Raw genomic sequence first — 25,460 nt, forward strand, 5'->3', positions numbered from 1 at the left:
TGAATTACTGATTGCTTGAACTGGCGTGGTCCATGGCACTGTTACGCTGGCATCGTCAGCATTGCCATTTCCAACGCCATAATTATGTTCACCATTGCCTGCCGCAATACCATTTAATAAGCCACCAGCATTAGCATTGCCAGCTTGGGTACCGGTATTACTATTATTCACAATATCGTTATCGTGGATTTGAGTTGTTGATGTTGTTGGTGTTGTATTGGCCGTTGTAAGAGGTGTTGTCGTGCCTAGCCATGAAAATGAATTGCTGAAAGGCTGGAACGCTGCTGTGAAAGAGGGGGTAAAGCTAAAATCGTTTGCGTTACCTAATCCTGGACCGTAGTTCTGACTACCATTACCTGCCGCTATGTCGTTGAGCAAACCGCCATGACTCGTATTCGTACCACTATTTGTATGAGTAAGAGTGCTGCTGTCTTCGATAACTGTATTTTTTACAGTGGGTACAGTATTAACCGAAGAGGAGGATCCTTGACTATTGCTAGAAAGAGACAGAATACCTTTAATGGGTGATAAAATATTTTTAAATAACATGTCGATATACCTATAATTATTGGAGTTTTATTTTATTAAGTCTTAATAATTATGTGACTCCTGTCGCATAATATCGTTATTAGTATTTATTAGTTATCTGTTTGATGTCAATAATGCAGTGTGTATCATATTTTTAAAGAAGTATAAAAGTGAAATAAAACAGTGGGCTATATAATGATTTAGAGATAAATGGTTAAAATCAAAAAGATATTATGAAAATGTAGATTATTAATAAAAAGTACAAAGTGAATGCCTGAATTAAAAATTCTAAAAATAATATTTATTTGAATTTTAATAATAATTGTTGCTGTTTTGGGCGTGAAATTGTCTTGCGACTTATGCTGAGTGAGCAAATATTGATGTATATTCAGGGTTATGGGAATCCGATGAAATGTTAGTCGATAGGCATTAAAAAAACCAATAATGCTGAATCTATAGCCAGTTGATCGTGATCTTGTGAAAAAGGTCTTATCATTTGTGGAAAAGTGCGTATAATGCCCTCCATCAAATATGCGCTCATAGCTCAGCTGGATAGAGCACTTGGCTACGAACTAAGGGGTCGGGAGTTCGAATCTCTCTGAGCGCACCAATTTGAATAAAGAAACCGCTTAATTGCGGTTTTTTTGCGTCTTAAGTTTTTGCTTTGATTTTTTGTACAAATACGGCATTGCCACCCACCGCAGGAAGTACATCATGATAAGGCAGGCTACGCATTGCCCTTAATAGAAAAGGGGCTTTTTCATCGATTTTCATTGCGCTGGTCATGGTCAACAGTGTTCCTTGGTTGAGGGAACTCAGCTGCATTTTTCCTTTGATAAAACGTAAGTCACCGCCATTGGCATAAAAATTATTTTCATCTGCCTGCGGATAATTAAAACGTAGTTTAAATGCAAAGGGAATATTGATCACGCCAAGACCAACATTGACTTGAATATCTGCATCCTGTCCTTGATTTTGAATAGGAGAGGCAATCACTTTTTTAATCTGTCGAGGAAATAGCTCTTGGTAGGCCAATGGGCTCAGCCACTTTTGTAAAGGTTGAGGGGATTGTTTATAAAATTGATAAGTGGTGGTAAAGCGCATTGCTTCTCGACCGTGGGTATACAGCATACTGGTCGGTGCATGAATAATACTGACAGGCTGCTGAGTTGTTTGAACCAATTGCGTGATTTTATTGAGTTGAGCTGCATTTAGTTGTGGGTTTGGAATTTGCCCTGCATTGAGTGGGGTAAGGTTAGGTTTAATAAAACGAGTTCGTAAAGCCTCTAAAATAAAAGCATTACTACCACTGGGAATGCCCAGTTTTGCCTCGGGAATTGCATTTAGAATTTTCTTAAAAATAAAACCTTTAGGCTGGTTTAAATCGCCCCATTGAGTCAAAGTGATTAAGGTTCGATGTTCATCTAATGCAAACCATTCAAATTTACCGACACCGTAGGGAATCGGTGCATCAATCACCAAACTGGCAATGCTATTCGGCTTGATCTGGTGTTGTAGGGTGACATCTTCATTAAAATTGAGCACAGGAATCGGTGTTGGAATCGAGATACGATATTTCATTTTTACGATGTTGCCTGATTGTTCGAGTGGCTTCGCCGATTTGAGCGTTGGGAATAAACCGACATATTGGCTGAAATCAGTCAGTGTTTTCGCGACTTGCTGTGCATTGACAGGAACAATAATGGCTGCTGAATTAAAGCTGGCAGTGGGTTGAGGGTTACTTTTTAGCGTCGGGATTGAGGTTTTAGCCGCAGGATGCCCATAGATGAAAATATTGTTTTGAGTATAACTGGCCAAGAGTTGCGGATTGTTTTGAAAGGGTTGTAAGGCACTTGGAATAGTGTCTGTCCAAGGCAAGATTTGTGCAAAGCAATTTTGTGTTAGCCCTAATAAAATGCAGGGCAAGATGAGCGTATTCAAATAAGACATCACATTCCTTTGATTTTTATCCGTGATTTCATCCATGACTTGATCGCTTTGTCAGAAGCCGATCAATATTGCTTATTAATAGATTTTTTTATGCATGAAAAATAGTCGCATTGTGTAAAACCCACTGAAATATTCTTTCGAGCAAGGCTTTTTAGGCATTTACTTCTTACTAGTTCTATACATCAGAATGATTTAAATTAAATAAAAGTATATTTATATATTTTGGCATGACATTGATTTATAAAAATAAAATAACTCAATGAAAGCAACATAAACAAGCATGAGATGGCGTGACAATATCATTTAAATTTTGTATTAAATCGCGATAAATGTGATTTCCCATTAAATCATTTATGTTCTAATAGGTCAGTTTTTTTTCAAATGTTAGAAATTAAAAATGTCTGAACAACGTCCAAGTGTATCGGTGCGCTATTATTTGAATTTAGAAGAATCACAAGATGGTTTTGCTTTGGTCACTTTTGGCAAAAAAACCTTTAGCCGCTTTTTAACCCCGGTGATTAGTATTGCGATTATTTTGTGGGGAATTTATTTAGGTTTTTCTGGTGTTGGGCGTTATTACGTTGCACTGGGCGCTTTTTTTCTAGTGATGCAAGCCGTTATGCGCTACTGGTTGTTGCCAATGTTGTTTAAGCGCCAATTTGTACGCTATCAGTTTGGCAAAAGCGAACAGGGAATTGATCTTTATCAAGATCATTTTGAACTGTATGCCGCAGGCAAAAAACAAAGTGCACAGTATGCTGAAGTTCAATCATTTGCGGTTGGCAAGTTGACTTATATGTTAGAGCTGAAAAGCCACACTGTGGTGATCGTACCTAAACGCGCGTTTAGCGATTCAGCAGATCAAACAAAATTTGAAAATAGTTTCAAGAAGTAAGTTTATCGACGGTTGAAAGAACAAGGAGTTTTCATGAGTACACGTCCTTCAAAAATTGTGTGTGTGGGTCGAAATTATGCCGAACATGCCAAGGAATTAGGTAATGCCATTCCTGAGCGTGCCTTGCTTTTTATCAAACCACCCAGCAGTCTTGGTTCTTTGACGCAAGGTGTAAGCTGGAATCAAGAACTGGGTGAGTGTCACTATGAATGCGAAATTTGCTTGCAAATCGCACATCCTTTATCGCAAGAAACCGATCCAGCCAAAGCCTTGGAAGCCATTGGTGCAATCACTTTAGGTCTGGATTTGACCCTACGCGATTTGCAGGGTGATTTAAAATCCAAAGGCGAGCCGTGGGAACGTGCTAAAGCCTTTGATGGTGCCTGTATTTTGGCGGACTGGATTGAAGCAGACGAAATTGGTGACTTGCAAGAGCTAGAGCTGATTTTGAATATCAATGGCGTAGACCGTCAGCACGGTTTTATCAAAGATATGATCTTTGATATTGGGACTCTACTTGTTGAGATTAACAAATCGTTTAGTCTGGAAGTTGGTGATGTCATTATGACGGGTACACCTGCTGGTGTTGGAGCATTACGTGCCAATGATCAATTGACCATGAAATTGATTACGCAGTCTGGCGAGTATGACTGGGATACCTTTGTCAAAGCCTAAGTTGCAATGAAATAAAAGGGTGGCGCTGTGATTGATATCAGCGCCATTTTTTATGCCTGAAAAAAGTGATTTTCTTTTTAGCTGTTCGTCTAGTTGGGTGAGCAAACGAAAGGTTTAGCGCCCTTGATACAGTTTACGAAATTGATCTGGGGTGAAATGCATCCAACGTTTAAACATATAAATAAAAGCCGATGAGCTGGCATAGCCTAAATCCAGCGCAATCGTTTCAATGGTTTTTCCCTGATTCAACATCGACATTGCTTTCATGACCTTTAGGCGTTGTCGCCATTCGTGCAACGACATCCCCAATTCTTTTTGGCTATAACGAGCAAGGGTGCGCTCAGTCATATTGATCATTTGTGCAAGCTGTTGCAAGGTACTGTTATCCGCAGGAAATTCATGCAAATGCATTAATATTTTAGCCAGTGCAGGGTGTTCAGTAGTGGGTAGATAACTACCGACCAACTCCGCATGCGTCAGTGAGTCGAGTAAAACTTGCAACAAGCGTAAGTATTCAGCTTCCTGTTCAGAAAACGAATTTTTGCGAATGTGTTCCAATAACGCAGGGACTAGCGGTGCAGTTAATAGAATGCCTGCCTGTTGTGGCAGGTTTTGGCAGAGTGACTCATGTACATACAAGGTACAATGCGTGACCTCATTACGATTGATACCACTATGTTGTAAATGCGGTGGTAACCAGATTCCATAAGGAGGTGGAGTTAAATAATGAATTTGCTCAATATTGACCTCTAAAACACCGTCAAAAGCATAGATAAACTCTCCCCATGCATGCGCGTGTTTCGGATAAAACGTCTCTGCAGGTGCATCCCGAATCTGAAGCCATAGGGGCGCAGGAATATCGTTGTAGGCCGGGATGGCCTGAAAATCTTGAATCCGTTGTGCTGATTTTTTCATAACATGAGAATTGCCTGAAAATACGCATCTATTGTCGTATTTTCACTATATCATGAAAATACGACAGTCTTATATTGGTGCTCAAATCATAAAATCAGGAGCGCGCAATGGATGAGCGTAAAGCATTAGATGCAACGGCATCGGGTCTGATGATCGTACTGTGTATGATCTGGGGACTACAACAAGTCATTTTAAAAATGGCAGCGCCTGATATTTCGCCCTTAATGCAAATCGCGCTACGTTCGGGCCTTGCCGCTATACTGCTTTTACCCTTACTTTACCTCGATAAAACCAGTCAACTTTTTAATCGCCAGAATTTAAAAGCAGGTGCACTGGTCGCTTTTCTATTTTCTTTAGAATTTTTTTTATTGGCACAAGCTTTACAGCTAACCTCGGCTTCACATGCCGTGGTGCTGCTGTATACAGCACCGATTTTTGTGGCCTTGGGCTTACATTGGAAGCTTCCTTCGGAACGTCTCAGTCTGTTGCAATGGAGCGGTATCGGGATTGCCTTTTTAGGGATCGTGGTGACGTTCTTACGTACGGCCTCAGGAGCATCGATTGCGGATCGACAGATGTTATGGGGGGATTTGCTCGCTTTGGCAGGGAGTCTTGCTTGGGCTGCAACCACCATTACCGTACGTTTATCCTCACTGGCGCAAGCTGCCGTAACACAAACCTTGTTTTATCAATTGGCGGGTAGTTTTGTGCTGTTGTTTGGCGCGGCTCTGGTTCTTGGGCAAGGCACGATTCATTTCACCCCATTGGTGATGGGCAGTTTGGCTTTTCATACCTTGGTGGTTTCTTTCGCCAGTTTCTTGGCATGGTTTTGGTTGCTACGTAATTATTTAGCTTCCCGCCTTGGCGTCTTTTCCTTCCTGACACCTTTATTCGGGATGGCATTTGGTGTGTGGTTATTGGGCGAAAAAATTGAGCTGAACTTTGTGATTGGTTCTGCGTTGGTCTTGCTTGGCATTGTAGTGGTGAGTTTACAGGGCTGGTTAAGGAAATAAAAAAGACCTCGAAAGAGGTCTTTTAGTTACTTCTGTTCAAACAGAGTGGACAGTGGAATGGAAAGCTTGGCTGCTAAATAATCATTACTTTCAACCAAAGAAGGGCCGAGTCGATCCATCCATTCATCATCCTGATGGATATGCTCAACATCGGGACGTAATGGCAGTGGATAAGGCAGGGCAGTGAAGAAGCTCCAGAAATCCACCTGAGCCAGATTTCGAACTAACACATATTCATCTTTATCCGTTCGCATAATCAGGTTTTGGGCTTCCAGTTGCAAGATATAAGATGGTAAGCGACCGAGTTCACCCCGACCAATAATATTTAACAGCTCTTTTTCGCTGACACTTTGTCCGATTTGCTGTTTTTTATAAAATAATTCCAGAATATCCAGCATCATTAAAATCGGATGACGCTTTTGTTCTTTACCTGAATGGAAGGCGGTGAGCGCATAACTGATCTCGACACCTAATAGAATTATGTTCCAAGACAAATAAATCCACAGCAGAAAAATCGGTACCGCTGCAAAGGCACCATACACGATTTCATAGCTGGTAAAGTTACTCATCACCCAACCAAAAAAACGCTTCAAAATTTCGAAGATGGTGGCACTAAAGCAGGCGGCAACGAAGGCAGAAAAAACAGGAACAATACGGTTGGGAATGGTCCAATATAAAATAAAGAAACCGACAATGGTTAATAAAAATGAAATTAACCACAGAATAAAAGAGCCATCGAGTTGATAACCCGCAAAATTATTACTGAGTACATTGATTGAGGCTACCGTTGAAGACAGGACAAAAGCACTGCCCAAAACAATCGGCCCCAATGAAATAATGGTCCAGTAACGCATAAAACCGACCAAGCCCGTTCGAGTCTCCTTAACACGCCAAATCCGGTTAAATACATTTTCAATCGAAGTCAGCATCAGCACGGTGGTGACAAACAGGAACAGCACACCAATGATGGTCAAGTTACTGGATTTTTCGGTAAAGGCATTGAGGGCCTTGTCAAAAGCGATGGTGCTTTTTGGTAGAAAGTTACTATAGATCAGCTGTTGTAGCTGCTGTCTGGCAGGTTCGAGTGCTTTAATCGAGGAGATAATCACTAAAAAAACCGTCAGCATCGGCACCACTGCAAACAGGGTGGTGTAGGTTAAACCACCTGCCTGTTCCCGACAGCGATCTGCTTCAAAACGTCGTAACACAAATACAATAAATTGAAACCATGTTTCCTCTAAAAAAGGCAGTTTTTTTAGATAACGATTTAAGATCATGGGTTCTATCCTAGTTATTTTTAATAAAAATCCTGTCTAATCACAGGATTTACTACAGCTCAAAAAGTAAAAAATGTCGTATAGTGTCCTTTTTAACAAAATTCTTGAAAGTGATGCAACCTTACGTTCTTGTTCTTTATTACAGTAAATATGGTTCAACCAAGCAAATGGCGCATCTGATTGCCGATGGAATAGAAGCTGCAGGGGTGACGGCACGCATTCGTACCGTGCCGAATTTAGCCACCGTTGTGACTGAAGCGGCACCGAGTATTCCAGCAGATGGCGACATTTATTGCACTTTAGAAGATCTTAGCCATTGTTCGGGTTTGGCCTTGGGTTCGCCAACGCGTTTCGGCAATATGGCCAGTGAGATGAAATACTTTTGGGATCAAACCACTAGCCTATGGCTGAATGGTGCTTTGCATCATAAGCCTGCTTGTGTGTTTACATCTTCTGGTTCGATGCATGGTGGGCAGGAAAGCACATTGCTAACGATGTTACCGCCGTTGTTTCATCACGGCATGCTGATTATGGGACTACCTAATTCGATTCCAGCCTTGTCCAATACCAAAACCGGTGGAACACCGTATGGTGCCAGTCATGTTAGTGGGCCACGTCATGATCAGAGCTTAAGTCAAGATGAGAAAATCTTGTGTGAAGCACAAGGCAAGCGTTTAGGTGAAGTGGTGAAAGCGTTGGCTGGAAAATTTTAACTCAGCGAAAGTCGATATTTCCGCCCAGTTGCGACCAATCTCCAGAAAGTAAGATTATCAGTTGGATAGGGAATTGGAGCTAAGGCAGGATTCTGTAGTTGTATTTTTTCTGCACATTGCTGGTCTGAGATTAAACTTGCATAGAGATAATCGAGTAGATCAACTGCGCTAAACACCTGTTTATAGGCATCTTGTAATTCGGTGTTTTGGTTGGCGAAACATACCCGATGCGGCTCATTGTCGTTGATGAAACTGAGTTCAAGTGATTTTTCGATTTGGCAGACCAGTTGCGGATTGAACTGTAGGGGAGAGAGGCTAAGAACCAGCTCATGCACTTTAAAGTGGGCGAGATGCTGACGTTGTTGCTGCATCGACTCTCTCCTGAAAGGAATAGAATCAATATACGCTGTTTCTGAGTGATTGATAAATAGCTTAAATCGTCGGCCTAAAAAAGGGAGCATTCGCTCCCATTTTTATTATTTCTTTAACTGCCAGTCATAGATGTTTTTACGGTAAGCGTACCAGATCATCCACAGACCAATAATAATCATTGGGAAGCTGAGAATCTGGCCTTTGGTCATCCAGCCAAATAAAATGTAGCCTTGGTCTGCATCGGGTTCGCGGAAGAATTCCATAAAGAAGCGAGCAATACCATAGCCGACAAGGAATAGAGCTGAAACGGCCATACGCGGACGAGGTTTAGAGCTAAACCACCACAATACGATAAAGAGGATCAAACCTTCACACAGTGCTTGATAGATTTGTGAGGGATGGCGCACCAAACCGAGTGGATCTGTTGGGAAAATCATTCCAAATGGATAGCTCGGGTCTTGTACAGGACGGCCATATAGCTCACCACCAATAAAGTTACCAAAGCGACCAAACATCAAGCCTGTTGGTACACAGGGTGCAATAAAGTCCAAGGTCTGGAACCATGTTTTTTGGTATTTTTTACACCAAAACAGCATCGCAATCATCACACCGAGGAAGCCGCCGTGGAAGCTCATGCCACCAGTCCAGACTTGGAATAACCACAATGGATTTTCTAAAAATTTACCAAATTCGTAGAACAACACATAGCCGACACGACCACCGAGCACAACACCCAACGCGCCGTAGAAGACCAGATCTGACACCATGTCGCCTGTCCAGCCATCACGTTGTTTAGCGCGATACGATGCTAAACCCCATGCGCATAGAAAAGCCAGAAGATACATCAGCCCGTACCAGTGCACTTTGACTGGTCCTAAGCTCAGCGCAACTGGATCAATATTTGGATAGGTCAGCATCGCTGCTCCTCAATTTTATATTTTGAGCAGATTGTAGCGGAATGATGTGAAAAATGTTGTACATTCAATGTGAAAGATCAATGTCCCAAAACGTGGGAGAAAAAGGACTTATGTGTATTGTCGCTTTTGCATGGCAGGTGTTGGATGAAATGCCGCTGTGTTTAATTTCAAATCGGGATGAGTTTTATCATCGACCAAGTGCTGCCTTGCATGCATGGCAAAACAGCAGCATTGTGGCAGGACAGGACTTGCAGTCTGGCGGGACGTGGATGGGCGTGACAGCATCAGGACGTTGGGCGATTGTCACCAATTTCCGTAATGGCCGCGATCAAAAAAGTTATACGACTTCTCGTGGGCATTTGATTCAATCTTTTTTGGAAAGTGATTTAGCCCCGATTCGTTTTGCTCAGCAATTGGAACAACAGCAACAGGAGTATGCGGGCTTTAATTTGTTTGTCGGAGATACTGAACAAGCCGTTTATATGAGTAACCGAGGTGAAGCCCCACAAGTGCTCGCCAATGGCGTTTATGTGGTTTCAAATGGATTAATGTCAGAAGATTGGGAAAAAACCAGACATTTGCGTAAACGCTTTACTCAAGAATTTTTACCGATGTTGCAGCAACCACAAATTGCAGAATCCGCAATCGATGCCGCCGCTTGGGATATTTTGGAAGATGAGCGTAAAGTCATCGCCAATCTGTTACCCGATACGGGAATCAATCCAGAGATGGAAGCCTTATTGTCGTCCACCTTTATTCAAAGTCCAATTTATGGGACACGATGCTCTAATTTTTTAAGATTGACGGACACTGAATGGCAATGGCTAGAGAAGTCTCAACAGGGAGAGCAGCAGGGACAGGTGATCGATCTACACGTCAATTTGAATCTTTAGGTTGATATGTTATAACATAATTATCTATATAAAACAACAAGATGAAATAATACTGTCATCAAGGTGACATAAAAGGGTCACCCAGCATTGTTATGGTGTAGCCAATCAAGTTACGTCCAAACAATACATCTGGGGATATTCTATGTTCTTATCGAAGACGAGCTTTTCCAAAAAGCTATTGGCGGTCAGTTTAATGGCAGTCTTATCAGCTGGAATGACTGCTTGTAACAATAGTGATAATAATGACGAAACAGAAGTACCAAAAACACCAACTGCAAAAAATGTAATTTTCTTTTTAGGCGATGGTATGGGGATTACAACCTTAACTGCATCGCGTATTTACTCTGTTGGCGAGGATGGTGATTTGACCATTGATACGCTGCCAGAAACCGCATTTGTTCGTACCTTTTCAGAAGATGGTCAGGTGACAGACAGTGCGCCATCTATGGCAGCCTATATGACTGGCGTGAAAATGAATAATGAAGTCATTTCCATGCAAACAGGCACCATCGCATCCCCACCGAAAGCAGATGGTACCAGTACCTGTGACGATGTTGCAGCCAATAAAGGCAAGAAACCAGCAGAAACATTGCTTGAACTTGCTAAAGCGCAAGGCATGGGCACTGGGCTTGTCACCACAACCCGTATTACCCATGCAACACCTGCTACGACCTATGCGCATGTGTGCCATCGTGATGCTGAGAACGATATTGCAGCACAATTGGTTCCAGCAGGTAAGGGAACTGGATGGGGTGCGTATAACACTAAATTAAATGATGGTGTGGATGTGGTTTTGGGCGGTGGCTTACGCCAGTTTAAACCAACGACAGTATCGGGTGGTAAACGGGCTGATGGTCGTGATTTGGTCAAAGAAATGCAAGATCAGGGCTATAGCTTTGTTTCAAGCGGAAGTGATTTAACCAAAATTGATCCAAGCAAAACCAAGAAATTATTGGGCTTATTCAATGCCAGCCATATGAACTATGACTTGGATCGTACCAATAAGAAAATTGATGAGCCAAGTCTTGCTGATATGACCACCAAGGCGATTGATGTCTTACAAGCGAAAAACAAAAGCTTCTTCTTGATGGTTGAAGGCGGACGTATTGACCATGCTTTGCATGACACCAATGCAAAACGTGCCTTACAAGATACCGTTGCTTTTGATAATGCGATCAAAGCAGCGATTGATAAAGTCAAAAAAACAGATCCAGAGCTTAAGAATACTTTGATCGTGGTGACTGCTGACCATGACCACACCATGGTCTTGAATGGCTATGCGAAACGTACAGGTAAATATGTGAAAGGGGCAGAGACCAGTGTGCTTGGTTTAGTCAAAAACTATAACAAGGCAGGTTTCTCAACTGATGTGAATGGCAACCCATATCCAATTATCGGCTTTGGTACAGGTAAAAAGCGTTTAGACAATGACCGTATCGAAGCGCGTGGGGTATTGACCGATAATGACAGCTGTAATCCAGCCGTTGGTCCAGCGGGTAAATTTACCGATAGTCGTGGTACGGATATTGATAAAGAAGGTTGGTGTACAGGTACAGCTTCCGATGACTTCCAGCAAGAAGCTGTGGTGCAAACAGGTTTTGCGGATAGTGAAACACATGGCGGTACCGATGTATTCCTTGGTGCAATTGGTGTGGGGTCAGATAACTTCCACGGCAGCCTCGAAAATATCGAAGTCTTTAACCTAGTTCGCAAAGCCATTGGCCTAGATAAATAACAACAGACTGGAGAACGATGATGTTAAAACAATTTAAATTAGGTCAGTTTGGTATGAAAGCATCTGCTTTAACTGTTGCATTAGTTGCTGCAAGTACGGGTGTACAGGCTGCTGGTGAAGCCAAGAATATCATTTTCTTTTTAGGTGATGGGATGGGGCCAACCACTGTCACGGCCAGCCGTATTTATGGCTATGGTGAATCTGGCAAATTAACCATGGACACCTTGCGTCGTACTGTACGCATCAAGACCTATTCAGAAGATGGTCAAACCACCGATAGCGCACCATCAATGGCGGCTTATATGACGGGTAAGAAAACCCGTAATGAAGTGATTGGGATGACACCTGGGACGATCGCGGTTGAACCAAGTGCGGGTACAGCACCAGATGGTACTAAAGTATCTAATGCCATCAATAATTGCCCAACACCAGGTTCGAGTGTGGCTGCGGGCAGCCCTGCAGAAACGATTCTAGAACTCGCCAAAGCCAATGGCAAAAAAGTGGGTGCGATTACCACCACAGAATTGACTCACGCAACACCTGCTGCGACCTTCTCTCATGTATGTAATCGTAATGCACAATTTGAGATTGCACGTCAGATCATTCCTGGCGGAGCAGGTTATAACACTAAACTGTTAGATGGCGTTGATGTATTGATGGGTGGCGGGCGCAATCATTTCACCCCTTATAATGCGGCGGATAACAAGAGGGGGCGTATTGATGGGCGCAACCTACTGAATGAATTAAAAGCCAAAAACTACACTGTTGGTGCGACCAAAGCAGAGATGGATGCAGCACCATTGAATAAAAAATACATCGGTCTTTATTCTGAAACTTCACATCTGGAATATGATTTGGATCGCGCGAGAACAGCGCCAAACCAACCAAGTTTGGCTGAAATGACCGCGAAATCAATTGACCTGCTACAAGCACAAGATACTGCGGGCAAAGGCTTTTTCTTGATGGTGGAAGGTGGACGTATCGACCATGCTTTACATGGCACCAATGCCAAACGCGCATTGCAAGACACCATTGCTTTTGATAATGCGATTAAGACGGCATTGGATAAAATCAAGAAAACCGATCCTGAGTTGAAGAATACCCTGATCGTTGTTACGGCTGACCATGACCATACTATGACCTTTAATGGCTATACCGCGCGTACTGGAAAAACGACAACTACTAACCCTGGTATTTTGGGTTTGAGCTATAGCTACCAAGAAGCCAAAGCGACAGATGCTCGTACGCGTGTATTGGCTGATGGTAAAAAGCATGCACCGAATCTGGATGTCAATGGTAAAACCTCAACCACCTTGGTGTTTGGTAATGGTGGCGGACCACGTCCGACCTCACGTATTGATATTACTGACAATGAAGCGTCAGCAGATGATTACTTGCAAGAGGTTGGGATAAAGTTGGGCAATCCTGGTTCTGAAACGCATGGTGGTGGTGATGTACTGTTATTTGCAGAAGGCGCGGGTTCACAAGTATTTAAAGGTACACGTGAAAATGCATGGGTATTCAGCAAATTAAAAGAAGCATTCGGATTTAAATAAATGCTTTATTGAAGATTTTCATCATATTGCAAACAACCTCAGTCACTATGACTGAGGTTTTTTTTATGTAGGAAATAACATGCGTCTAGTGATGAGTGCAGTATTACTGAGCGTGGGAATGACGTCTTTGCATGCGGCTCCAGTATTAAGTGCCAATATTACCCGTGAGACCCAAACCATTGGCAATGATGGAGTGACACGTACCAGTGTGTTTCAGGAACGCATGTATCGTAATACTCAGAATATCTGGATTGAACGTGTACTGCCTAAACATCACCAACATGGACATGAAAAGGGCGGGCATAAACATTTAGATTTAGCTGAAGCAGCCCAGCATTATTTTATTGATCAGAAAAAACAGCCCAAACTCAATTTGGTGCTGATAGAAGATAAAACTGTTGTGCATTTGCAAGATGCCGATGTCGATATGTTAGGACTCAGCAACTGTTGGAACTGTGTGTATTCCTTGATTGACCCTAAAAGTTTAAAGGGAATGACCGTCAAGAAAAAAGACAGCAACAGTACTTGGTATGAAAGCCAGAATAAGAAAAATAAAATGAGCATTGAATGGGATAATCGCAATAACATTGCCAAACGGGTTGAAGTACGCAGTCTAGATGGTTTGCGCTATGACATTTTGAAAGCCAATATCCAACAGGTCAATATTGCAGAACCTTGGAAAAGCTACAGTAAATTTACCAGCAAAGATTATTCAGACTTTGGTGATTAATTGCATAAAGCTGGATTGACTGAATTGAGCTCCTTTTTAAAGGGGCTTTTTTATAGCAACAAAAGGAACAAAGATAGATAAGTTATATTGCCCACCTGTTCTCACACAGATGAAGCAATCGAAATAAAAACGATGGTTTACTGTGCTTTTTCTATGGCTTAAAACGAATGTGGATTAATGCAATCAGCTGACTCGGTTCAATAAAAAATGCCGACCTTTGTCGACATTTTCTTTGTGAAGTTAAAGCTTGGATTTAAGCTTTTTTCTCAATCGATGGTCCGACTGGATCAGCGGTGATATAGCCGACACTTGCACTATAGCCACCATTATAGTTCGCTAAAACGGTTGCTTTTAATTCAGCTGGAAGACTTGAGCTATCACCCGCGTGTTGGAAGTTGCTCATGATATACGTCCAACCATTGACTGAATCAACGGCATGTAGACCAGTAGATTCTGCACCTGCTGGTGTAGACAGAATTCGGTCTAAAGACTTGGTCTCAACGTTATACGCCCAGAGGAAGTTATTGGTATGGTTACCACTATCTTCGCCGATGAACAACGTACGTAAAGTTTCAGAGAATTTTAGGTTGTCTGGGCTTGCAATGTTATTTGGATCAGCAGTATTGCCCAAGCTATCTACAGGAATGTCCTTGCCCATGAGAACCATATGGCTTTGGTAAGGCGTCCACTCACTATTGATCACATTGTTTAGATGGTCAACTTGGCTGCCTTTCAGGTCATGCGCAAGCACACCACCAGCTTTCAATGTGCTCTTGAATTTAACATTGTGTGCAGCAACCCAACCTGATTTACCTTCAATCATCGAGTCTTGGATATTGGCAAGTGCAGAATAAGCAACCTTATCCTTAATATTAACGGTGGTTCCTTCCATCTTGGTGAAGGCCATACTACCGCCTTTGAGGGCTGCATAACGGTGCGTTTCGAGGAAGGCAGCAGCTAATTCGATTTCTGCTTTGCTGAAACCGTTATTGGCTTCTTTTAACTTGATCCAAAGCGTCTTCTTATCTAGGACAATCTGCGTATAACCCGTTAAGTCCGCTGGTGCTACAGTTAAGCTCTCCATAATGTTTTCAGCTTTAATGCCGCGAACATTGACCAAGTCTTCAATGGTTTTACTGTCAGTATGACCCAGTTTGATCCATTTAATTGGTGCTGTAGAAGTTTCATTCAACTCAGCAGTGTACTTTGCAACATATAGCGTTCCCGCAGATAAATCTTTTTCTTTATCTGCAACAAACATAAAGAAACCACCGTTGGTATAGTCATCACCCATAATCACGCTACGGTTGTCTGGCATGACTTGAATCAGCTCATGTGAAATACGGCCTAAGCAGTAGTGCTTAACTGCAGTACCACGACCTTTACCATCCAGAATGATTTCTGGTAAATGACCATAGTTATAGACATTGGCCGTATTTTCATTGCCATATAGATTTTTACTGTAGGCTCTTAATGTTGCTAAGGTGCTACCGATTTGATCAAAGGCATCTGGTTCATATTCTTCACTTGAAAGGTGCGTATTCCAAGGTGAAAGGCTAGCACCACAAGTAATCCATAGGCCATGAACTTTAGACATGTCGACATTGAAGTATTTTTTCAATGCAAGATGTCCGGTTTTTTGATCTTGGTCTAAGGTCAATACTGCAATAGGAGACGGCAACTGACCATACATACTTTGTTTGGCCAAGTTTTGTGTGGTGTATTCGAACTGAACCACATGGAACACAGGGTTGTTGACGCCGTCAACTTTTGCATCTTTGAGATGAATCATTGAAGAGCCATCTGGACAGTCAGAGAAGAATTGACGTTCTTGACCTGCCACCGATGTATCTCTGATCGCTTTGTTATTAATGTCGTAATAGCTACCTGCGATAATTTTGCCGCCGTTGATATTGTCAACTTCCATACCTGTGCGGAAAAATTCTTGATAACCTAATTTATATTCAGTGCTGGTATTGTCTTCCCAAGTCACTGTTAAACTTGATTTAACAGAAGTGGTGGCCATTTCTGCTGTGGTTGATGGCGCAGCCATAGGTGTAAATTTGGCATTTTTAAATTTAACCAGTTTTGCTGGTGGTGTAACAACGTTATTATCGTTGTCATCATTGCAACCCGTTAAAGCTGCTGCTGTGCCCATTGCCCCTAGTGGTAAAAACGGAACACCCGCGAACCATTTTAAAATATCACGACGACTTGGCTGATTGGTATTGGCTGTCATAGTAAATCCGTATCTGTAATATATGATAAATAAATCCTGATAGATTCTATGTAGCGGAGATGACAGTTTTCTGACAGTTTGAAGGCAGTTTAAAGACAATTTTTATTTTATAACTAATTAATAAATATAAGGTTGTAATAAAAAATCCCCGATGGATTTCGGAGATTTGTCAAGTATTCAAGTTAAGCAGATGCTTTTCTTTTTTCTAGTATTTTTCCAAATAGCAGGCCGAGCTCAAATAACATCCACATCGGAACTGCCAGCATGATCATCGATAAGGCATCGGGTGGCGTCACAAACATCGCGACAAAGAAACACCCGACTACGATGAAGCGACGCTTTTCGATCAGCGTTTGGGTGCTGACCACGCCAATTAAAATCAAAACTAAAGTAATAATTGGGATTTCAAAGGTAAAACCAAACACCAAGAATAATTTTAGACAGAAGCTTAGATAGCTGTTGATGTCTGTCATTGGTGCAACTGTTTCCGGAGAAACACTAATAAAGAAGTGTAAAATCGCAGGTAAGGTAATGAAATAAGCAAATGCCACCCCTAAATAGAACAGCACAATACTGCCTAATAAGAGGGGAATGGCTAAATGACGTTCTTTTTCATAAAGTGCTGGTTTGATGAATGACCAGATCTGATAAATGATATAGGGCATTGTCAGCATAAACGCGACAAATAAATTCAGCTTAAACGGTGCCATAAATGTTGCAGTGACATCGGTTGCAATCATGGTCGAGGTTGCAGGCAGCTGTTGTCTTAATGGCTCAGACAGCCATTGATAGGTGGTATTTCTAAAAGGCAATAAGCAGAAGAAAAGAAAAATCGTTACCCCAACAATCTTAAATAGATATTGGCGCAGCACAATCAAATGCTGCATCACAGGCATTTGCTGTAAGGGTTCATCAGTAGTGACTGAAGTCGATGGTAATTGGCTCATACGGCAATCTTTAATTCTGTATCAAACTGTTGAGTCGGTAGCTTCGGCTCAGGTTTGAAAGGTAACTGCTTTTGATATTCAAGACTGAAAGGAATGGTCGTTTGCTGAGAAAAAAGCGTATAGGTGATTGGGGCTTTAGTCTCAGTTTTTGCTTCTTCAACTTCAGAAGACGTTTGTGTATTTTTAAGCGCGTCTAACTGTTGTTGCATCCTGCGTTCAAGTTCAGTGATTTTATCAATTTCTTTTTGCATTTCTTCGCGGAACTCAGAAAGGCGTAATTCTCGATCAATTTCGTTCTGAATGTTGTTGATAAACTTTTTAATTTTTCCATACCATTTCGCTACGAATCGTGCAGCTTCTGGCAATTTATCAGGACCGAGCACCAGCAATGCAATCACGGCAAAGCAAAAGATCTCGGTCATTCCCAAATTCAGCATAATCGTGCTCGCTTAGCTTTTTACTGAGCTTTCAGTATTTTTAACTTGAGCATCAATGGTACGAGGTTCATTTAAAGGTGTCGCAGCTTCTTCTTCTTTCATTGATTTTTTGAAGTCTTTGACTGCACCACCAACATCTTTACCGAGGTTTTTAAGCTTCGATGTACCGAAAAGTAGAATTACCACAATTGCAAAAATTAGTACGTGCCAAATTGATAAACCAGCCATCATTCTATTCCTATAAAACTTTGGATATATCTCAACAGCTTGCCATGACAAAGATGTGACACTTATATTGCAGTTTTAAGACAACACATTTACCCAACGGTAAATAGTGCTAGCATAAGCAACATATCAAGACATGATAAAAACAGATCGACATGACCTTTACTCTCCCCATCAGTGCCTTTATTTTCGGGCTGTTGCTGGCTCAATTCAAAGTTGCGGAACAGGCGAAGAAAATCTTATCTTCCTTATTGGCACGCTTATTTATTCCTGTGGTGATCATCTACAACATGGTGTTTTATCAGGCAGGTAGCTTTGCACTGATGGGATTTAGTTTTATTACATCGATTATTTTATTTTATTGTTTTTTCCACTTCTCAAAGGATCGCCTACAAGCGCTCTGTGTGAGTTATAGCAATATTGGCTGGCTGGGTTTTCCATTTGCCATCGCCTTATTTGGAGAGCAGATCAGTGGTGCCATGATCGCACTGTATATTGGGGGTTCAGTGTTTGGCAATATTTGGGCAGTTGCTGCAGTTTCAGAAGGGCCGACTGATTACATTGCAACACTGCATAAAGTTCTCAAGTCACCACCGGCCTTGGCCTTGTTTGCAGCCTTAATGCTATGGTTATTGGGGGCTCATCATTTGCAGGGTAATGGGGTTGTAGAAGGACTGTATGATATTGCCAAATTTGGGATGAGCTTTGCGGGCATGTGTATTTTGGGAATGTGGCTGAGACATACCCGTGTACATATGGCTGATTTGTGGCTGAGTACTCGCACCTTAATGTTCAAGCTCTTGTGTGGCGTCGTGATCTGTACGTTGACCTATTATTTTATTGCGATTCCGCAGATTGAATTCTTGCTCCCTGTTCTGTTTTTCTTATTTTGTTTACCTCCTGCCGCCAATATTGTCGCGTTGGAAACGCATTACCAAGGTACAGGTGTTTCAGCCCGCTATATTGCGGCGGGAACCATCGTGAGCTGCGTGGTGATTGTGATTTATGGTCTATTGCTGCATATAAAAAGTGCCCTCATCTAGGAGGGCACTTTGATCGGTTAAACTAAACTGGCTTTAAACAGCTGCATGGCTTGACCACGATGGCTGATTTTATTTTTCTCAGCTTTGCTTAGTTCAGCACTGGAAATATTTAATTCTGGCAACCAGAATAAAGGGTCATAACCAAAACCGTTTTCACCACGTGCTGCTGCTAAAATCTCACCTTTCCAGATGCCTTGGAAAATTTGTGGCAGTGGGTCTTCTGCATGCGTGACTAGCGCCAATACGCAGACAAACATCCCTTCAATGGCTTCACCGTCTTTACGCAAAGGTGCAAGATCGGCCAACAGTTTTTGGTTATTGGCTGCATCATTACCGTGTTCACCCGCATAACGTGCCGAGTAAATCCCAGGTGCACCGCCTAAAATGGGTACACACAGTCCAGAGTCATCTGCAAGTGCTGGTTTACCTGAAAGTTTAGACGCATGGCGTGCTTTGATAATGGCATTTTCAACAAAGCTGAGACCGTCTTCAATCGCATCTTCAATATCGAGTTTGCCTTGAGGAATGATCTCGACAGGAAGATTAAGTTGTTGAAAGAGATGTTCAAATTCGACCACTTTGCCTTTGTTATTACTTGCAAGGACAAGACTGCCTTGGTTGAGCCATGATTGAGTAGACATGCTGAAAATCTCAATATTTTAAATAAAATGAATTGTACTAGATTTAGTGGTCTAAGTCGGTTGTATGTCTTTATGATTAAACGCCAATAATAGTGAAACCATCAACATCTTGTTCTAATCGATTGGTTAAGAAGCGTATAAGATCATCCATCATTTTGATCACATCTGTTTTGTATCTCGGATATTTTTTCTTAAAAAGTTTAGTTTCTTGTTTAAATAAAAGATGAACATTATCGTTATAGCGTAAATATTTTTTAGCTTCTAAGTAAATTTTATAGGTATTAAGTTTTGCAATAATTTGTGCTATTTCTTCTGCATCAAGATACGTATTTCCCCAATGTGACCAAGGGTTTTCACTCCCTAGAAATAAGTGCTCGACTAAAGAAAATGCGATTTCATCAATGACAATTGAATGATCACAATTTGGATTTCGTTGCAAATCATAAGGAATGATTTGCATGTTAAGACCTGCATAAATTCCATCTGAATAGGGCGTAACTGTAAAAGAAAATTTCATGCTAAATTTTTTTCAAGATCAGTGTATGGAAATTCCAGAATTTCATTTTTCCGTAAGCATTTGGATGTTCTGTTCTAGTTTCTTGATTCAATAAAATTTCATAATCTTCAATGAACAGTTGTTCAATTTGCTGGCGATTAAATCCTTTCATGGTCTGAAACTGTTTTAATAACCAAGGGTCATCTTGACCTAAAAGTTGTATTAGTAAAATCCCGTCTTGAGGCAAGGCATGTTTCATCTTTGTGAATACATGATCAATTTGGCTAGGGGCACAAAAGAACAGACTGAATAGGGCAACGATAATACTGGCTGACGGATATGAATAGTCTTCAAAGATATGATTTGAGAAAAAGAATTTAGGATGATTTTTAAATCGATGCTGACACGCCTGTTGTGCTGCTTCAGAAGGATCAAAAGCGTAAACCAGATAATCATGCTTGAGTAAGAAAGCAGCTTCATTACCTGCACCACATCCACAATCAATAACAACACGAGGAAGGCTAGAATCAACATACTGGAGTGCATATTCCAAGATCGGACGATGTGGCTGATCTTGAGTGAGTTCAGCAAATATCTGAGACATGAGCGCTAAAAAATGAAGAATGTAATATAAATAACAGTTTAAGTTCTTCTTGTAAAAGTGAAAATTGGACTACATTTAAATCAATTTAGAATAAAAGCAATAAAAAACCGACTCTCACAAGTCGGTTTTTTAAAATCACTCAATAGATCTAAACAAGATTATTGCGCTTGAATCCATTTATCAGCACGGTCACGTGCAGTACGAATCTGATCTTGAGTTAAGTTTGCAGCCAACGCTGTTTTCTTACCTTCAGAAAGACTGATCACTTTGGTATCCAGCATACCGTCACGGGTTGAAAGCTCATACCATTGGTAAGCGCCAACAAAGTTTTTCTTCTGCTCTTCCATCATCGCAAGATTGAAGCTGGCACGGTTGTCACCATTGCTTGCTGCTTTCTCGAAATATTTACGCGCTAAAGCATCGTCTTTCTTTACACCAATACCATCGGCATACATACGACCAACATTCAATTGTGCTGCAGATAAACCTTGATCTGCTGCTGCTTTGAATAAAGAAAATGCTTGTTTTTCATCTTTAGCAACATCTTTACCAAACTGGTAACGGGTTGCTAAGTAAAACTGTGCCCCAGCTTGACCAGATTTTGCTGCGCTTTGTAGTTCATTGATACCCATCACTGAATATCGCGCTGCCTGTGTTGCAACCGATTGAGGTTGAGCAACATAGTCAGCGTGCGCTTGTATACTGATCAGACCAAATAAAAATGTGCTGATTAATGTCTTTTTCATAGAGCGCTCACTCGATAAATTGCGACTTCACCAAATAGGTTCGGCATATGCTTACTGAGCACACTACCTTGTTGGTCACCATTAACGGCAAGTCGATTAATAATTTTAATCCGATTCTCAGCACATAAGGCTTCAAAGTCACGGAAAGTACATAAATGAATATTCGGGGTGTTATACCACATATACGGTAAAGCTTCCGAAACAGGCATTTTCCCTTTCAATGCAAGAAAAGAACGTGTCTTCCAATATGCAAAATTTGGAAAAGTAATAATGGCCTGTTTGCCGACACGCACCATATCACGAAGTAATACATCTGGTGCATCTACAGCTTGCAAAGCTTGTGCCATAACCACAGAGTCAAAAGACTGGTCGGCAAAACGGCTTAAACCGAGGTTTAAGTCCTGTTGGATAATATTTAACCCCCGACTGATGGCAATTGCAATCTTTTCTTGATCAATTTCTAGACCATAGGCACGAATATTGTGCTGTTTGCTCATATGAGCCAGCAATTCACCATCACCACAGCCTAAGTCTAGCACGCTAGAGTTCGGGTTAATCCATTTTTCGGCGAGTCGTTGATCTATACGCATTAGTGCTGCTCCTGCGATGTCGATTGCAACTGTTGTTCTCCACCTAAAAATGCGCGTAGCGTTTTTACATACAGTGGAATAGGAAATAAGAATGAGTCATGACCTTGTTCAGCATCAATATCTAAGTAGCTGACAGGCTTATGATTATCAATCAAAGCATCCACCAGTTCTTGAGAACGGCTTGGACTAAAGCGCCAGTCTGTAGTAAATGAAATCACCAAAAATTGGCACTTCGGTTGACTCATTGCCTTCGTCAAAGAATGTTCGTATTCACGCGAAGGGTCAAAATAATCCAAGGCCTTGGTCATAATCAAGTAAGTATTTGCATCGAAATTGCGGCTAAATTGTTCGCCTTGGTAACGCAAATAGCTTTCCACTTGGAATTCGACATCAAAACCATACATAAATTTGCCCGATTTTAAATCGCGACCAAATTTTTGTTTCATGGCCTCTTCAGACAAGTAGGTGATATGACCCACCATACGCGCCAAAATCAAACCACGTTTTGGATAACTGTCATTTTCCAGATAGCGACCATGATGGAAATCAGGATCAGATAGAATCGATTGGCGTGCAACTTCGTTGAAGGCAATATTTTGGGCTGATAATTTTGGTGCGCTGGCGATGATGGCGCATTTTTGTAATCGGTCTGGATAATCCAAAGACCATTGTAAGGCTTGCATGCCGCCTAGAGAACCGCCAATCACAGAATACCAAACTTTAACGCCAAGACGATCAGACAGCATCGCTTGAGTTTTGACCCAGTCACGCACCGTGACTAATGGGAAGTCAGGACCATAGGGACGATTTTCATTTTCAGGATTGGGTGAGGTGGGGCCAGTTGAACCACTGCATCCACCGATATTATTTAAGGAAACAACAAAGAAGTGATTGGTATCAATCGCTTTTCCAGGGCCAATACAGCTGTCCCACCAGCCTGCCTTCTTATCATCTTCATGATGATAGCCTGCAGCATGGTGATGTCCTGACAGCGCATGGCAAATCAGAATGGCATTGGATTGATCTGCATTGAGGGTTCCATAGGTTTCAACCATTAAATCGAAACGTGGCAATACACGGCCACATTCAAGTTCTAAGGGTTGTTCAAATTGAAACTTTTGTGGTGTGACTAAACCCACTGAATCCGATGGAAAAGACACTGGAATGATTCGCCCTATAATAAATCATTAATAATAAAAGGATACCAATTCAGGTATCCTTTCAAAAGTCATTTTTTCTGATATTACAACTCAGCTTTACTGACGATTATGTGATATTTCACCTATCTAAACGGCTGCCGCAGCCACTTGATCGGTGGTTAATACACCTTGTTCAATTAAACGATTGGTACATGCAATAATGGCTTCGATTGATGAAGTCACGATGTTGTCATGTACACCCGCACCAAATGCGCTCTTACCTGTGCCTTTCACTTGAAGCTCAATCAAGGCAAGTGCTTTGGCATTGGCACCTGAACTGATACTGCGCTCTTCATAGTTCACCACATCAATTGGTAACTGTAAGGCATTCAACATAGCTGAGATCGGGCCATTTCCTTCTCCGCGGAGACGTTGAATTTCACCGTCAATTTCAACGTCTAATTCAATGATTTGTGTACCATTGATATCTGACAATTGATAATGTTTGGTTTGATAATGGCTGTTCTTCACATCGACATAGGTATTTTCGAATAAGGTCCAGATTTCATGTGCACTGATTTCTGTGCCATTTTCATCGGTATGCTGCTGTACGATCTGACTGAATTCGATTTGGACACGACGTGGTAAGGCAACGTTATAATTCGATTCCAACAAGTAGGCGATACCGCCTTTACCTGATTGGCTGTTGACACGAATCACAGCATCGTAGTCTCGGCCCAAGTCTTTCGGATCGATTGGTAAATATGGCATATCCCAGATTTCTTCGTTTTTCTGGAATTCAAAGCCTTTTTTAATCGCATCTTGGTGTGAACCAGAGAATGCAGTAAAGACCAAATCACCTGCATATGGATGGCGAGGATGCACTGGTAAACCTGTACATTCTTCGACTGTTGCAATGATTTCATTAATATTTGAGAAGTCTAAGTTTGGTGCAACACCTTGGGTATACATGTTCAAGGCAATCGCAGCAACGTCCACATTACCCGTACGTTCACCATTACCAAACACACAACCTTCAACACGGTCAGCACCTGCCATAATTGCCAACTCAGAGGCTGCGATACCACAACCACGGTCATTGTGACAGTGAACAGAGATAATCACGCCATCACGACGCGCCAAGTTACGGTGCATCCATTCGATTTGATCGGCATAGACATTTGGTGTCGATACTTCAACTGTCGCAGGCAAGTTCAAGATGACTTTATTGGTTGGTGAAGCTTCCCAAATTTCAGTGACCGCATCGCAGACATCTTTGGCTACTTCTAATTCAGTTGCAGAGAAACATTCTGGGCTGTACTGGAAAATCCAGTCTGTAGCAGGGTATTGCGCTGCATATTCTTTGACTTTGGTTGCTGCGTTAATGGCAAGTTGTTTTGAGCCATTGGCATCGACATTTAAGACTTTCTGGCGGAAGGTTGGAGAGTTTGAATTATAGATATGCACAATGGCACGCTTTGCATCAACCAACGCTTCGAAGGTACGTTCAATCAAATGATCACGTGCTTGCACCAACACTTCGATATAGACATCGTCGGGAATCAAATTTTCTTCAATCAATTTACGAGTAAAATCAAAGTCAATTTGAGAAGCTGATGGAAAGCCAATTTCGATGTGCTTAAAGCCGATTTTAACCAACATGTGGAACATTTTTAATTTTTGATCCATATCCATCGGTTCAAAAATCGCTTGGTTCCCATCACGAAGGTCGGTACTCATCCAAATCGGTGCTTGATTGATTTCATTATTCGGCCATTGACGATCTGGTAAATCCACTCGTTGATACATACGGCGGTATTTTTTGCTTGGGTCAGCCAACATCATGAGAAAACTCCTTGTCGTAGCATGGTTGCTGAGTCAAATAAAAGGCAACGTGCTACAGATATATATGGTGTCTATAAGAATTAATTTAAAGCGAATTCGGGGATCGAGCGCCTAAAAATGTAGGCGAAAAATTTATACGCGCGCGAGGCGCAGCATCAGGAGAAGTGCAGCGAGATGTGTTGTATGAGACGGGTGGGTAAAGCCGCGATTTGTTTTCATCATCTACCATTCATATTGGGTATTTAATTTTGCAGTTATATTAGCCATCTAACGATATTCAGTCTAGGCGAAAATACAGACGACTGCAAAGGTCTATAAAACATTTTAATTGGAATGGAT

Annotated in this window: 25 protein-coding genes and 1 tRNA gene; 10 read left to right on the forward strand and 16 right to left on the reverse strand. The window is 41.6% G+C overall.

Annotated elements, in window-relative coordinates:
- Nucleotides 1-1,061: 1,061 nt before the first annotated feature.
- Nucleotides 1,062-1,138: transfer RNA gene (locus A7P54_RS15050), tRNA-Arg, on the forward strand.
- 41 nt (nt 1,139-1,179) lie between these two features.
- On the opposite strand, the gene A7P54_RS15055 is transcribed toward A7P54_RS15050, so the two are convergent.
- A complete protein-coding gene (locus A7P54_RS15055) occupies nt 1,180-2,478 on the reverse strand; it encodes an SRPBCC family protein (RefSeq protein WP_171550046.1) in 1,299 nt (432 codons plus the stop codon).
- A gap of 397 nt (nt 2,479-2,875) precedes the next feature.
- Here A7P54_RS15055 and A7P54_RS15060 point away from each other — a divergent pair, with 397 nt between their 5' ends.
- Together A7P54_RS15060 and A7P54_RS15065 are read left to right on the forward strand one after the other, a co-directional pair.
- Nucleotides 2,876-3,373 (forward strand): YcxB family protein, encoded by a 498-nt coding sequence (locus A7P54_RS15060; RefSeq protein WP_171550047.1) that lies wholly within the window; start codon nt 2,876-2,878, stop codon nt 3,371-3,373.
- A gap of 33 nt (nt 3,374-3,406) precedes the next feature.
- Nucleotides 3,407-4,048 (forward strand): fumarylacetoacetate hydrolase family protein, encoded by a 642-nt coding sequence (locus tag A7P54_RS15065; RefSeq protein ID WP_171550048.1) that lies wholly within the window; start codon nt 3,407-3,409, stop codon nt 4,046-4,048.
- A gap of 114 nt (nt 4,049-4,162) precedes the next feature.
- Here the strand turns inward: A7P54_RS15065 and A7P54_RS15070 are convergent, their stop codons facing one another.
- The gene (locus A7P54_RS15070) at nt 4,163-4,963 is read right to left on the reverse strand and encodes a helix-turn-helix transcriptional regulator (protein ID WP_171550049.1); all 801 of its coding nucleotides are present in this window, start codon (nt 4,961-4,963) and stop codon (nt 4,163-4,165) included.
- Nucleotides 4,964-5,070: 107 nt separating this feature from the next.
- Here A7P54_RS15070 and A7P54_RS15075 point away from each other — a divergent pair, with 107 nt between their 5' ends.
- On the forward strand, nt 5,071-5,976 hold the full coding sequence (locus A7P54_RS15075) for a DMT family transporter (RefSeq protein WP_171550050.1): 906 nt from the start codon (nt 5,071-5,073) through the stop codon (nt 5,974-5,976).
- Nucleotides 5,977-6,002: 26 nt separating this feature from the next.
- Here the strand turns inward: A7P54_RS15075 and A7P54_RS15080 are convergent, their stop codons facing one another.
- Nucleotides 6,003-7,253, reverse strand: a complete 1,251-nt coding sequence (locus A7P54_RS15080; protein WP_171550051.1) for a YihY family inner membrane protein — start codon at nt 7,251-7,253, stop codon at nt 6,003-6,005.
- A gap of 113 nt (nt 7,254-7,366) precedes the next feature.
- On the opposite strand from A7P54_RS15080, the gene wrbA reads away from it, so the two are divergent.
- Nucleotides 7,367-7,966 carry an NAD(P)H:quinone oxidoreductase gene (gene wrbA, locus A7P54_RS15085; protein WP_005201140.1) on the forward strand — a complete coding sequence of 200 codons (600 nt, stop codon included), beginning with the start codon at nt 7,367-7,369 and terminating at the stop codon, nt 7,964-7,966.
- Here the strand turns inward: wrbA and A7P54_RS15090 are convergent.
- Nucleotides 7,963-8,337, reverse strand: coding sequence for a hypothetical protein (locus A7P54_RS15090; RefSeq protein WP_171550052.1), 375 nt, complete (start codon nt 8,335-8,337; stop codon nt 7,963-7,965). The two genes, wrbA and A7P54_RS15090, sit on opposite strands and share 4 nt — an antisense overlap.
- A 105-nt stretch (nt 8,338-8,442) precedes the next feature.
- On the reverse strand, nt 8,443-9,255 hold the full coding sequence (lgt, locus tag A7P54_RS15095) for a prolipoprotein diacylglyceryl transferase (RefSeq protein WP_004657788.1): 813 nt from the start codon (nt 9,253-9,255) through the stop codon (nt 8,443-8,445).
- Between the two features lie 110 nt (nt 9,256-9,365).
- Here lgt and A7P54_RS15100 point away from each other — a divergent pair, with 110 nt between their 5' ends.
- The 4 genes from A7P54_RS15100 to A7P54_RS15115 all read left to right on the forward strand — a co-directional run bounded on the left by A7P54_RS15100 (nt 9,366) and on the right by A7P54_RS15115 (nt 14,169).
- Nucleotides 9,366-10,148 (forward strand): NRDE family protein, encoded by a 783-nt coding sequence (locus A7P54_RS15100; protein WP_171550087.1) that lies wholly within the window; start codon nt 9,366-9,368, stop codon nt 10,146-10,148.
- Nucleotides 10,149-10,290: 142 nt separating this feature from the next.
- On the forward strand, nt 10,291-11,883 hold the full coding sequence (locus tag A7P54_RS15105) for an alkaline phosphatase (protein ID WP_004804187.1): 1,593 nt from the start codon (nt 10,291-10,293) through the stop codon (nt 11,881-11,883).
- Between the two features lie 20 nt (nt 11,884-11,903).
- Complete coding sequence (locus A7P54_RS15110) at nt 11,904-13,439, forward strand: alkaline phosphatase (RefSeq protein WP_171550053.1); 1,536 nt, start codon at nt 11,904-11,906, stop codon at nt 13,437-13,439.
- 79 nt (nt 13,440-13,518) lie between these two features.
- Complete coding sequence (locus A7P54_RS15115) at nt 13,519-14,169, forward strand: hypothetical protein (RefSeq protein ID WP_171550054.1); 651 nt, start codon at nt 13,519-13,521, stop codon at nt 14,167-14,169.
- Between the two features lie 253 nt (nt 14,170-14,422).
- Here A7P54_RS15115 and A7P54_RS15120 read toward each other — a convergent pair whose 3' ends face one another.
- The 4 genes from A7P54_RS15120 to tatA all read right to left on the reverse strand — a co-directional run bounded on the left by A7P54_RS15120 (nt 14,423) and on the right by tatA (nt 18,020).
- Complete coding sequence (locus A7P54_RS15120) at nt 14,423-16,408, reverse strand: alkaline phosphatase PhoX (protein ID WP_171550055.1); 1,986 nt, start codon at nt 16,406-16,408, stop codon at nt 14,423-14,425.
- Nucleotides 16,409-16,590: 182 nt separating this feature from the next.
- Entirely contained in the window at nt 16,591-17,355 is a 765-nt protein-coding gene (tatC, locus tag A7P54_RS15125) for a twin-arginine translocase subunit TatC (RefSeq protein WP_171550056.1), read from the reverse strand.
- Nucleotides 17,352-17,792, reverse strand: a complete 441-nt coding sequence (tatB, locus tag A7P54_RS15130; RefSeq protein ID WP_171550057.1) for a Sec-independent protein translocase protein TatB — start codon at nt 17,790-17,792, stop codon at nt 17,352-17,354. The genes tatC and tatB overlap by 4 nt, the downstream gene beginning before the upstream one ends.
- A 12-nt stretch (nt 17,793-17,804) precedes the next feature.
- Nucleotides 17,805-18,020, reverse strand: coding sequence for a Sec-independent protein translocase subunit TatA (tatA, locus tag A7P54_RS15135; RefSeq protein ID WP_004678519.1), 216 nt, complete (start codon nt 18,018-18,020; stop codon nt 17,805-17,807).
- 152 nt (nt 18,021-18,172) lie between these two features.
- Between tatA and A7P54_RS15140 the strand changes: the two genes are divergently transcribed.
- Nucleotides 18,173-19,060: a permease gene (locus A7P54_RS15140; protein ID WP_171550058.1), complete on the forward strand. Its 888-nt coding sequence runs from the start codon at nt 18,173-18,175 to the stop codon at nt 19,058-19,060.
- A 17-nt stretch (nt 19,061-19,077) separates the two neighbouring features.
- Here the strand turns inward: A7P54_RS15140 and rdgB are convergent, their stop codons facing one another.
- From rdgB to leuA, 7 genes are all read right to left on the reverse strand, one after another.
- On the reverse strand, nt 19,078-19,701 hold the full coding sequence (gene rdgB, locus A7P54_RS15145) for an RdgB/HAM1 family non-canonical purine NTP pyrophosphatase (protein WP_171550059.1): 624 nt from the start codon (nt 19,699-19,701) through the stop codon (nt 19,078-19,080).
- Nucleotides 19,702-19,777: 76 nt separating this feature from the next.
- Nucleotides 19,778-20,218 carry a hypothetical protein gene (locus A7P54_RS15150; protein WP_017402427.1) on the reverse strand — a complete coding sequence of 147 codons (441 nt, stop codon included), beginning with the start codon at nt 20,216-20,218 and terminating at the stop codon, nt 19,778-19,780.
- A gap of 1 nt (nt 20,219) precedes the next feature.
- Complete coding sequence (locus A7P54_RS15155) at nt 20,220-20,801, reverse strand: class I SAM-dependent methyltransferase (protein WP_171550060.1); 582 nt, start codon at nt 20,799-20,801, stop codon at nt 20,220-20,222.
- Nucleotides 20,802-20,959: 158 nt separating this feature from the next.
- Entirely contained in the window at nt 20,960-21,547 is a 588-nt protein-coding gene (locus tag A7P54_RS15160; protein ID WP_004804208.1) for a tetratricopeptide repeat protein, read from the reverse strand.
- Complete coding sequence (gene metW / locus A7P54_RS15165) at nt 21,544-22,137, reverse strand: methionine biosynthesis protein MetW (RefSeq protein ID WP_004804210.1); 594 nt, start codon at nt 22,135-22,137, stop codon at nt 21,544-21,546. Before metW ends, A7P54_RS15160 begins: the two co-directional genes overlap by 4 nt.
- The gene (locus A7P54_RS15170; protein WP_004804212.1) at nt 22,137-23,297 is read right to left on the reverse strand and encodes a homoserine O-acetyltransferase; all 1,161 of its coding nucleotides are present in this window, start codon (nt 23,295-23,297) and stop codon (nt 22,137-22,139) included. Before A7P54_RS15170 ends, metW begins: the two co-directional genes overlap by 1 nt.
- 126 nt (nt 23,298-23,423) lie before the next feature.
- Nucleotides 23,424-25,121 carry a 2-isopropylmalate synthase gene (gene leuA / locus A7P54_RS15175; RefSeq protein ID WP_004804214.1) on the reverse strand — a complete coding sequence of 566 codons (1,698 nt, stop codon included), beginning with the start codon at nt 25,119-25,121 and terminating at the stop codon, nt 23,424-23,426.
- Nucleotides 25,122-25,460: the final 339 nt, after the last annotated feature.

Origin of the sequence: Acinetobacter sp. Ac_3412 (assembly GCF_013072675.1) — a bacterium.
GTDB lineage: Bacteria > Pseudomonadota > Gammaproteobacteria > Pseudomonadales > Moraxellaceae > Acinetobacter > Acinetobacter higginsii.

Excerpts from the sequence above, each read along its gene's own strand:
- leuA (WP_004804214.1), bottom strand. The coding sequence starts at position 25,121 with ATGATGTTGGCTGACCCAAGCAAAAAATACCGCCGTATGTATCAACGA.
- A7P54_RS15140 (WP_171550058.1), top strand. The coding sequence starts at position 18,173 with ATGACCTTTACTCTCCCCATCAGTGCCTTTATTTTCGGGCTGTTGCTG.
- A7P54_RS15105 (WP_004804187.1), top strand. The coding sequence starts at position 10,291 with ATGTTCTTATCGAAGACGAGCTTTTCCAAAAAGCTATTGGCGGTCAGT.
- tatB (WP_171550057.1), bottom strand. The coding sequence starts at position 17,792 with ATGCTGAATTTGGGAATGACCGAGATCTTTTGCTTTGCCGTGATTGCA.
- metW (WP_004804210.1), bottom strand. The coding sequence starts at position 22,137 with ATGCGTATAGATCAACGACTCGCCGAAAAATGGATTAACCCGAACTCT.
- wrbA (WP_005201140.1), top strand. The coding sequence starts at position 7,367 with ATGCAACCTTACGTTCTTGTTCTTTATTACAGTAAATATGGTTCAACC.
- A7P54_RS15075 (WP_171550050.1), top strand. The coding sequence starts at position 5,071 with ATGGATGAGCGTAAAGCATTAGATGCAACGGCATCGGGTCTGATGATC.
- A7P54_RS15055 (WP_171550046.1), bottom strand. The coding sequence starts at position 2,478 with ATGTCTTATTTGAATACGCTCATCTTGCCCTGCATTTTATTAGGGCTA.
- A7P54_RS15070 (WP_171550049.1), bottom strand. The coding sequence starts at position 4,963 with ATGAAAAAATCAGCACAACGGATTCAAGATTTTCAGGCCATCCCGGCC.
- tatA (WP_004678519.1), bottom strand. The coding sequence starts at position 18,020 with ATGGCTGGTTTATCAATTTGGCACGTACTAATTTTTGCAATTGTGGTA.
- A7P54_RS15065 (WP_171550048.1), top strand. The coding sequence starts at position 3,407 with ATGAGTACACGTCCTTCAAAAATTGTGTGTGTGGGTCGAAATTATGCC.
- A7P54_RS15100 (WP_171550087.1), top strand. The coding sequence starts at position 9,366 with ATGTGTATTGTCGCTTTTGCATGGCAGGTGTTGGATGAAATGCCGCTG.
- A7P54_RS15060 (WP_171550047.1), top strand. The coding sequence starts at position 2,876 with ATGTCTGAACAACGTCCAAGTGTATCGGTGCGCTATTATTTGAATTTA.
- tatC (WP_171550056.1), bottom strand. The coding sequence starts at position 17,355 with ATGAGCCAATTACCATCGACTTCAGTCACTACTGATGAACCCTTACAG.
- A7P54_RS15110 (WP_171550053.1), top strand. The coding sequence starts at position 11,904 with ATGTTAAAACAATTTAAATTAGGTCAGTTTGGTATGAAAGCATCTGCT.
- rdgB (WP_171550059.1), bottom strand. The coding sequence starts at position 19,701 with ATGTCTACTCAATCATGGCTCAACCAAGGCAGTCTTGTCCTTGCAAGT.
- A7P54_RS15155 (WP_171550060.1), bottom strand. The coding sequence starts at position 20,801 with ATGTCTCAGATATTTGCTGAACTCACTCAAGATCAGCCACATCGTCCG.
- A7P54_RS15160 (WP_004804208.1), bottom strand. The coding sequence starts at position 21,547 with ATGAAAAAGACATTAATCAGCACATTTTTATTTGGTCTGATCAGTATA.
- A7P54_RS15150 (WP_017402427.1), bottom strand. The coding sequence starts at position 20,218 with ATGAAATTTTCTTTTACAGTTACGCCCTATTCAGATGGAATTTATGCA.
- lgt (WP_004657788.1), bottom strand. The coding sequence starts at position 9,255 with ATGCTGACCTATCCAAATATTGATCCAGTTGCGCTGAGCTTAGGACCA.
- A7P54_RS15120 (WP_171550055.1), bottom strand. The coding sequence starts at position 16,408 with ATGACAGCCAATACCAATCAGCCAAGTCGTCGTGATATTTTAAAATGG.
- A7P54_RS15080 (WP_171550051.1), bottom strand. The coding sequence starts at position 7,253 with ATGATCTTAAATCGTTATCTAAAAAAACTGCCTTTTTTAGAGGAAACA.
- A7P54_RS15115 (WP_171550054.1), top strand. The coding sequence starts at position 13,519 with ATGCGTCTAGTGATGAGTGCAGTATTACTGAGCGTGGGAATGACGTCT.
- A7P54_RS15090 (WP_171550052.1), bottom strand. The coding sequence starts at position 8,337 with ATGCAGCAACAACGTCAGCATCTCGCCCACTTTAAAGTGCATGAGCTG.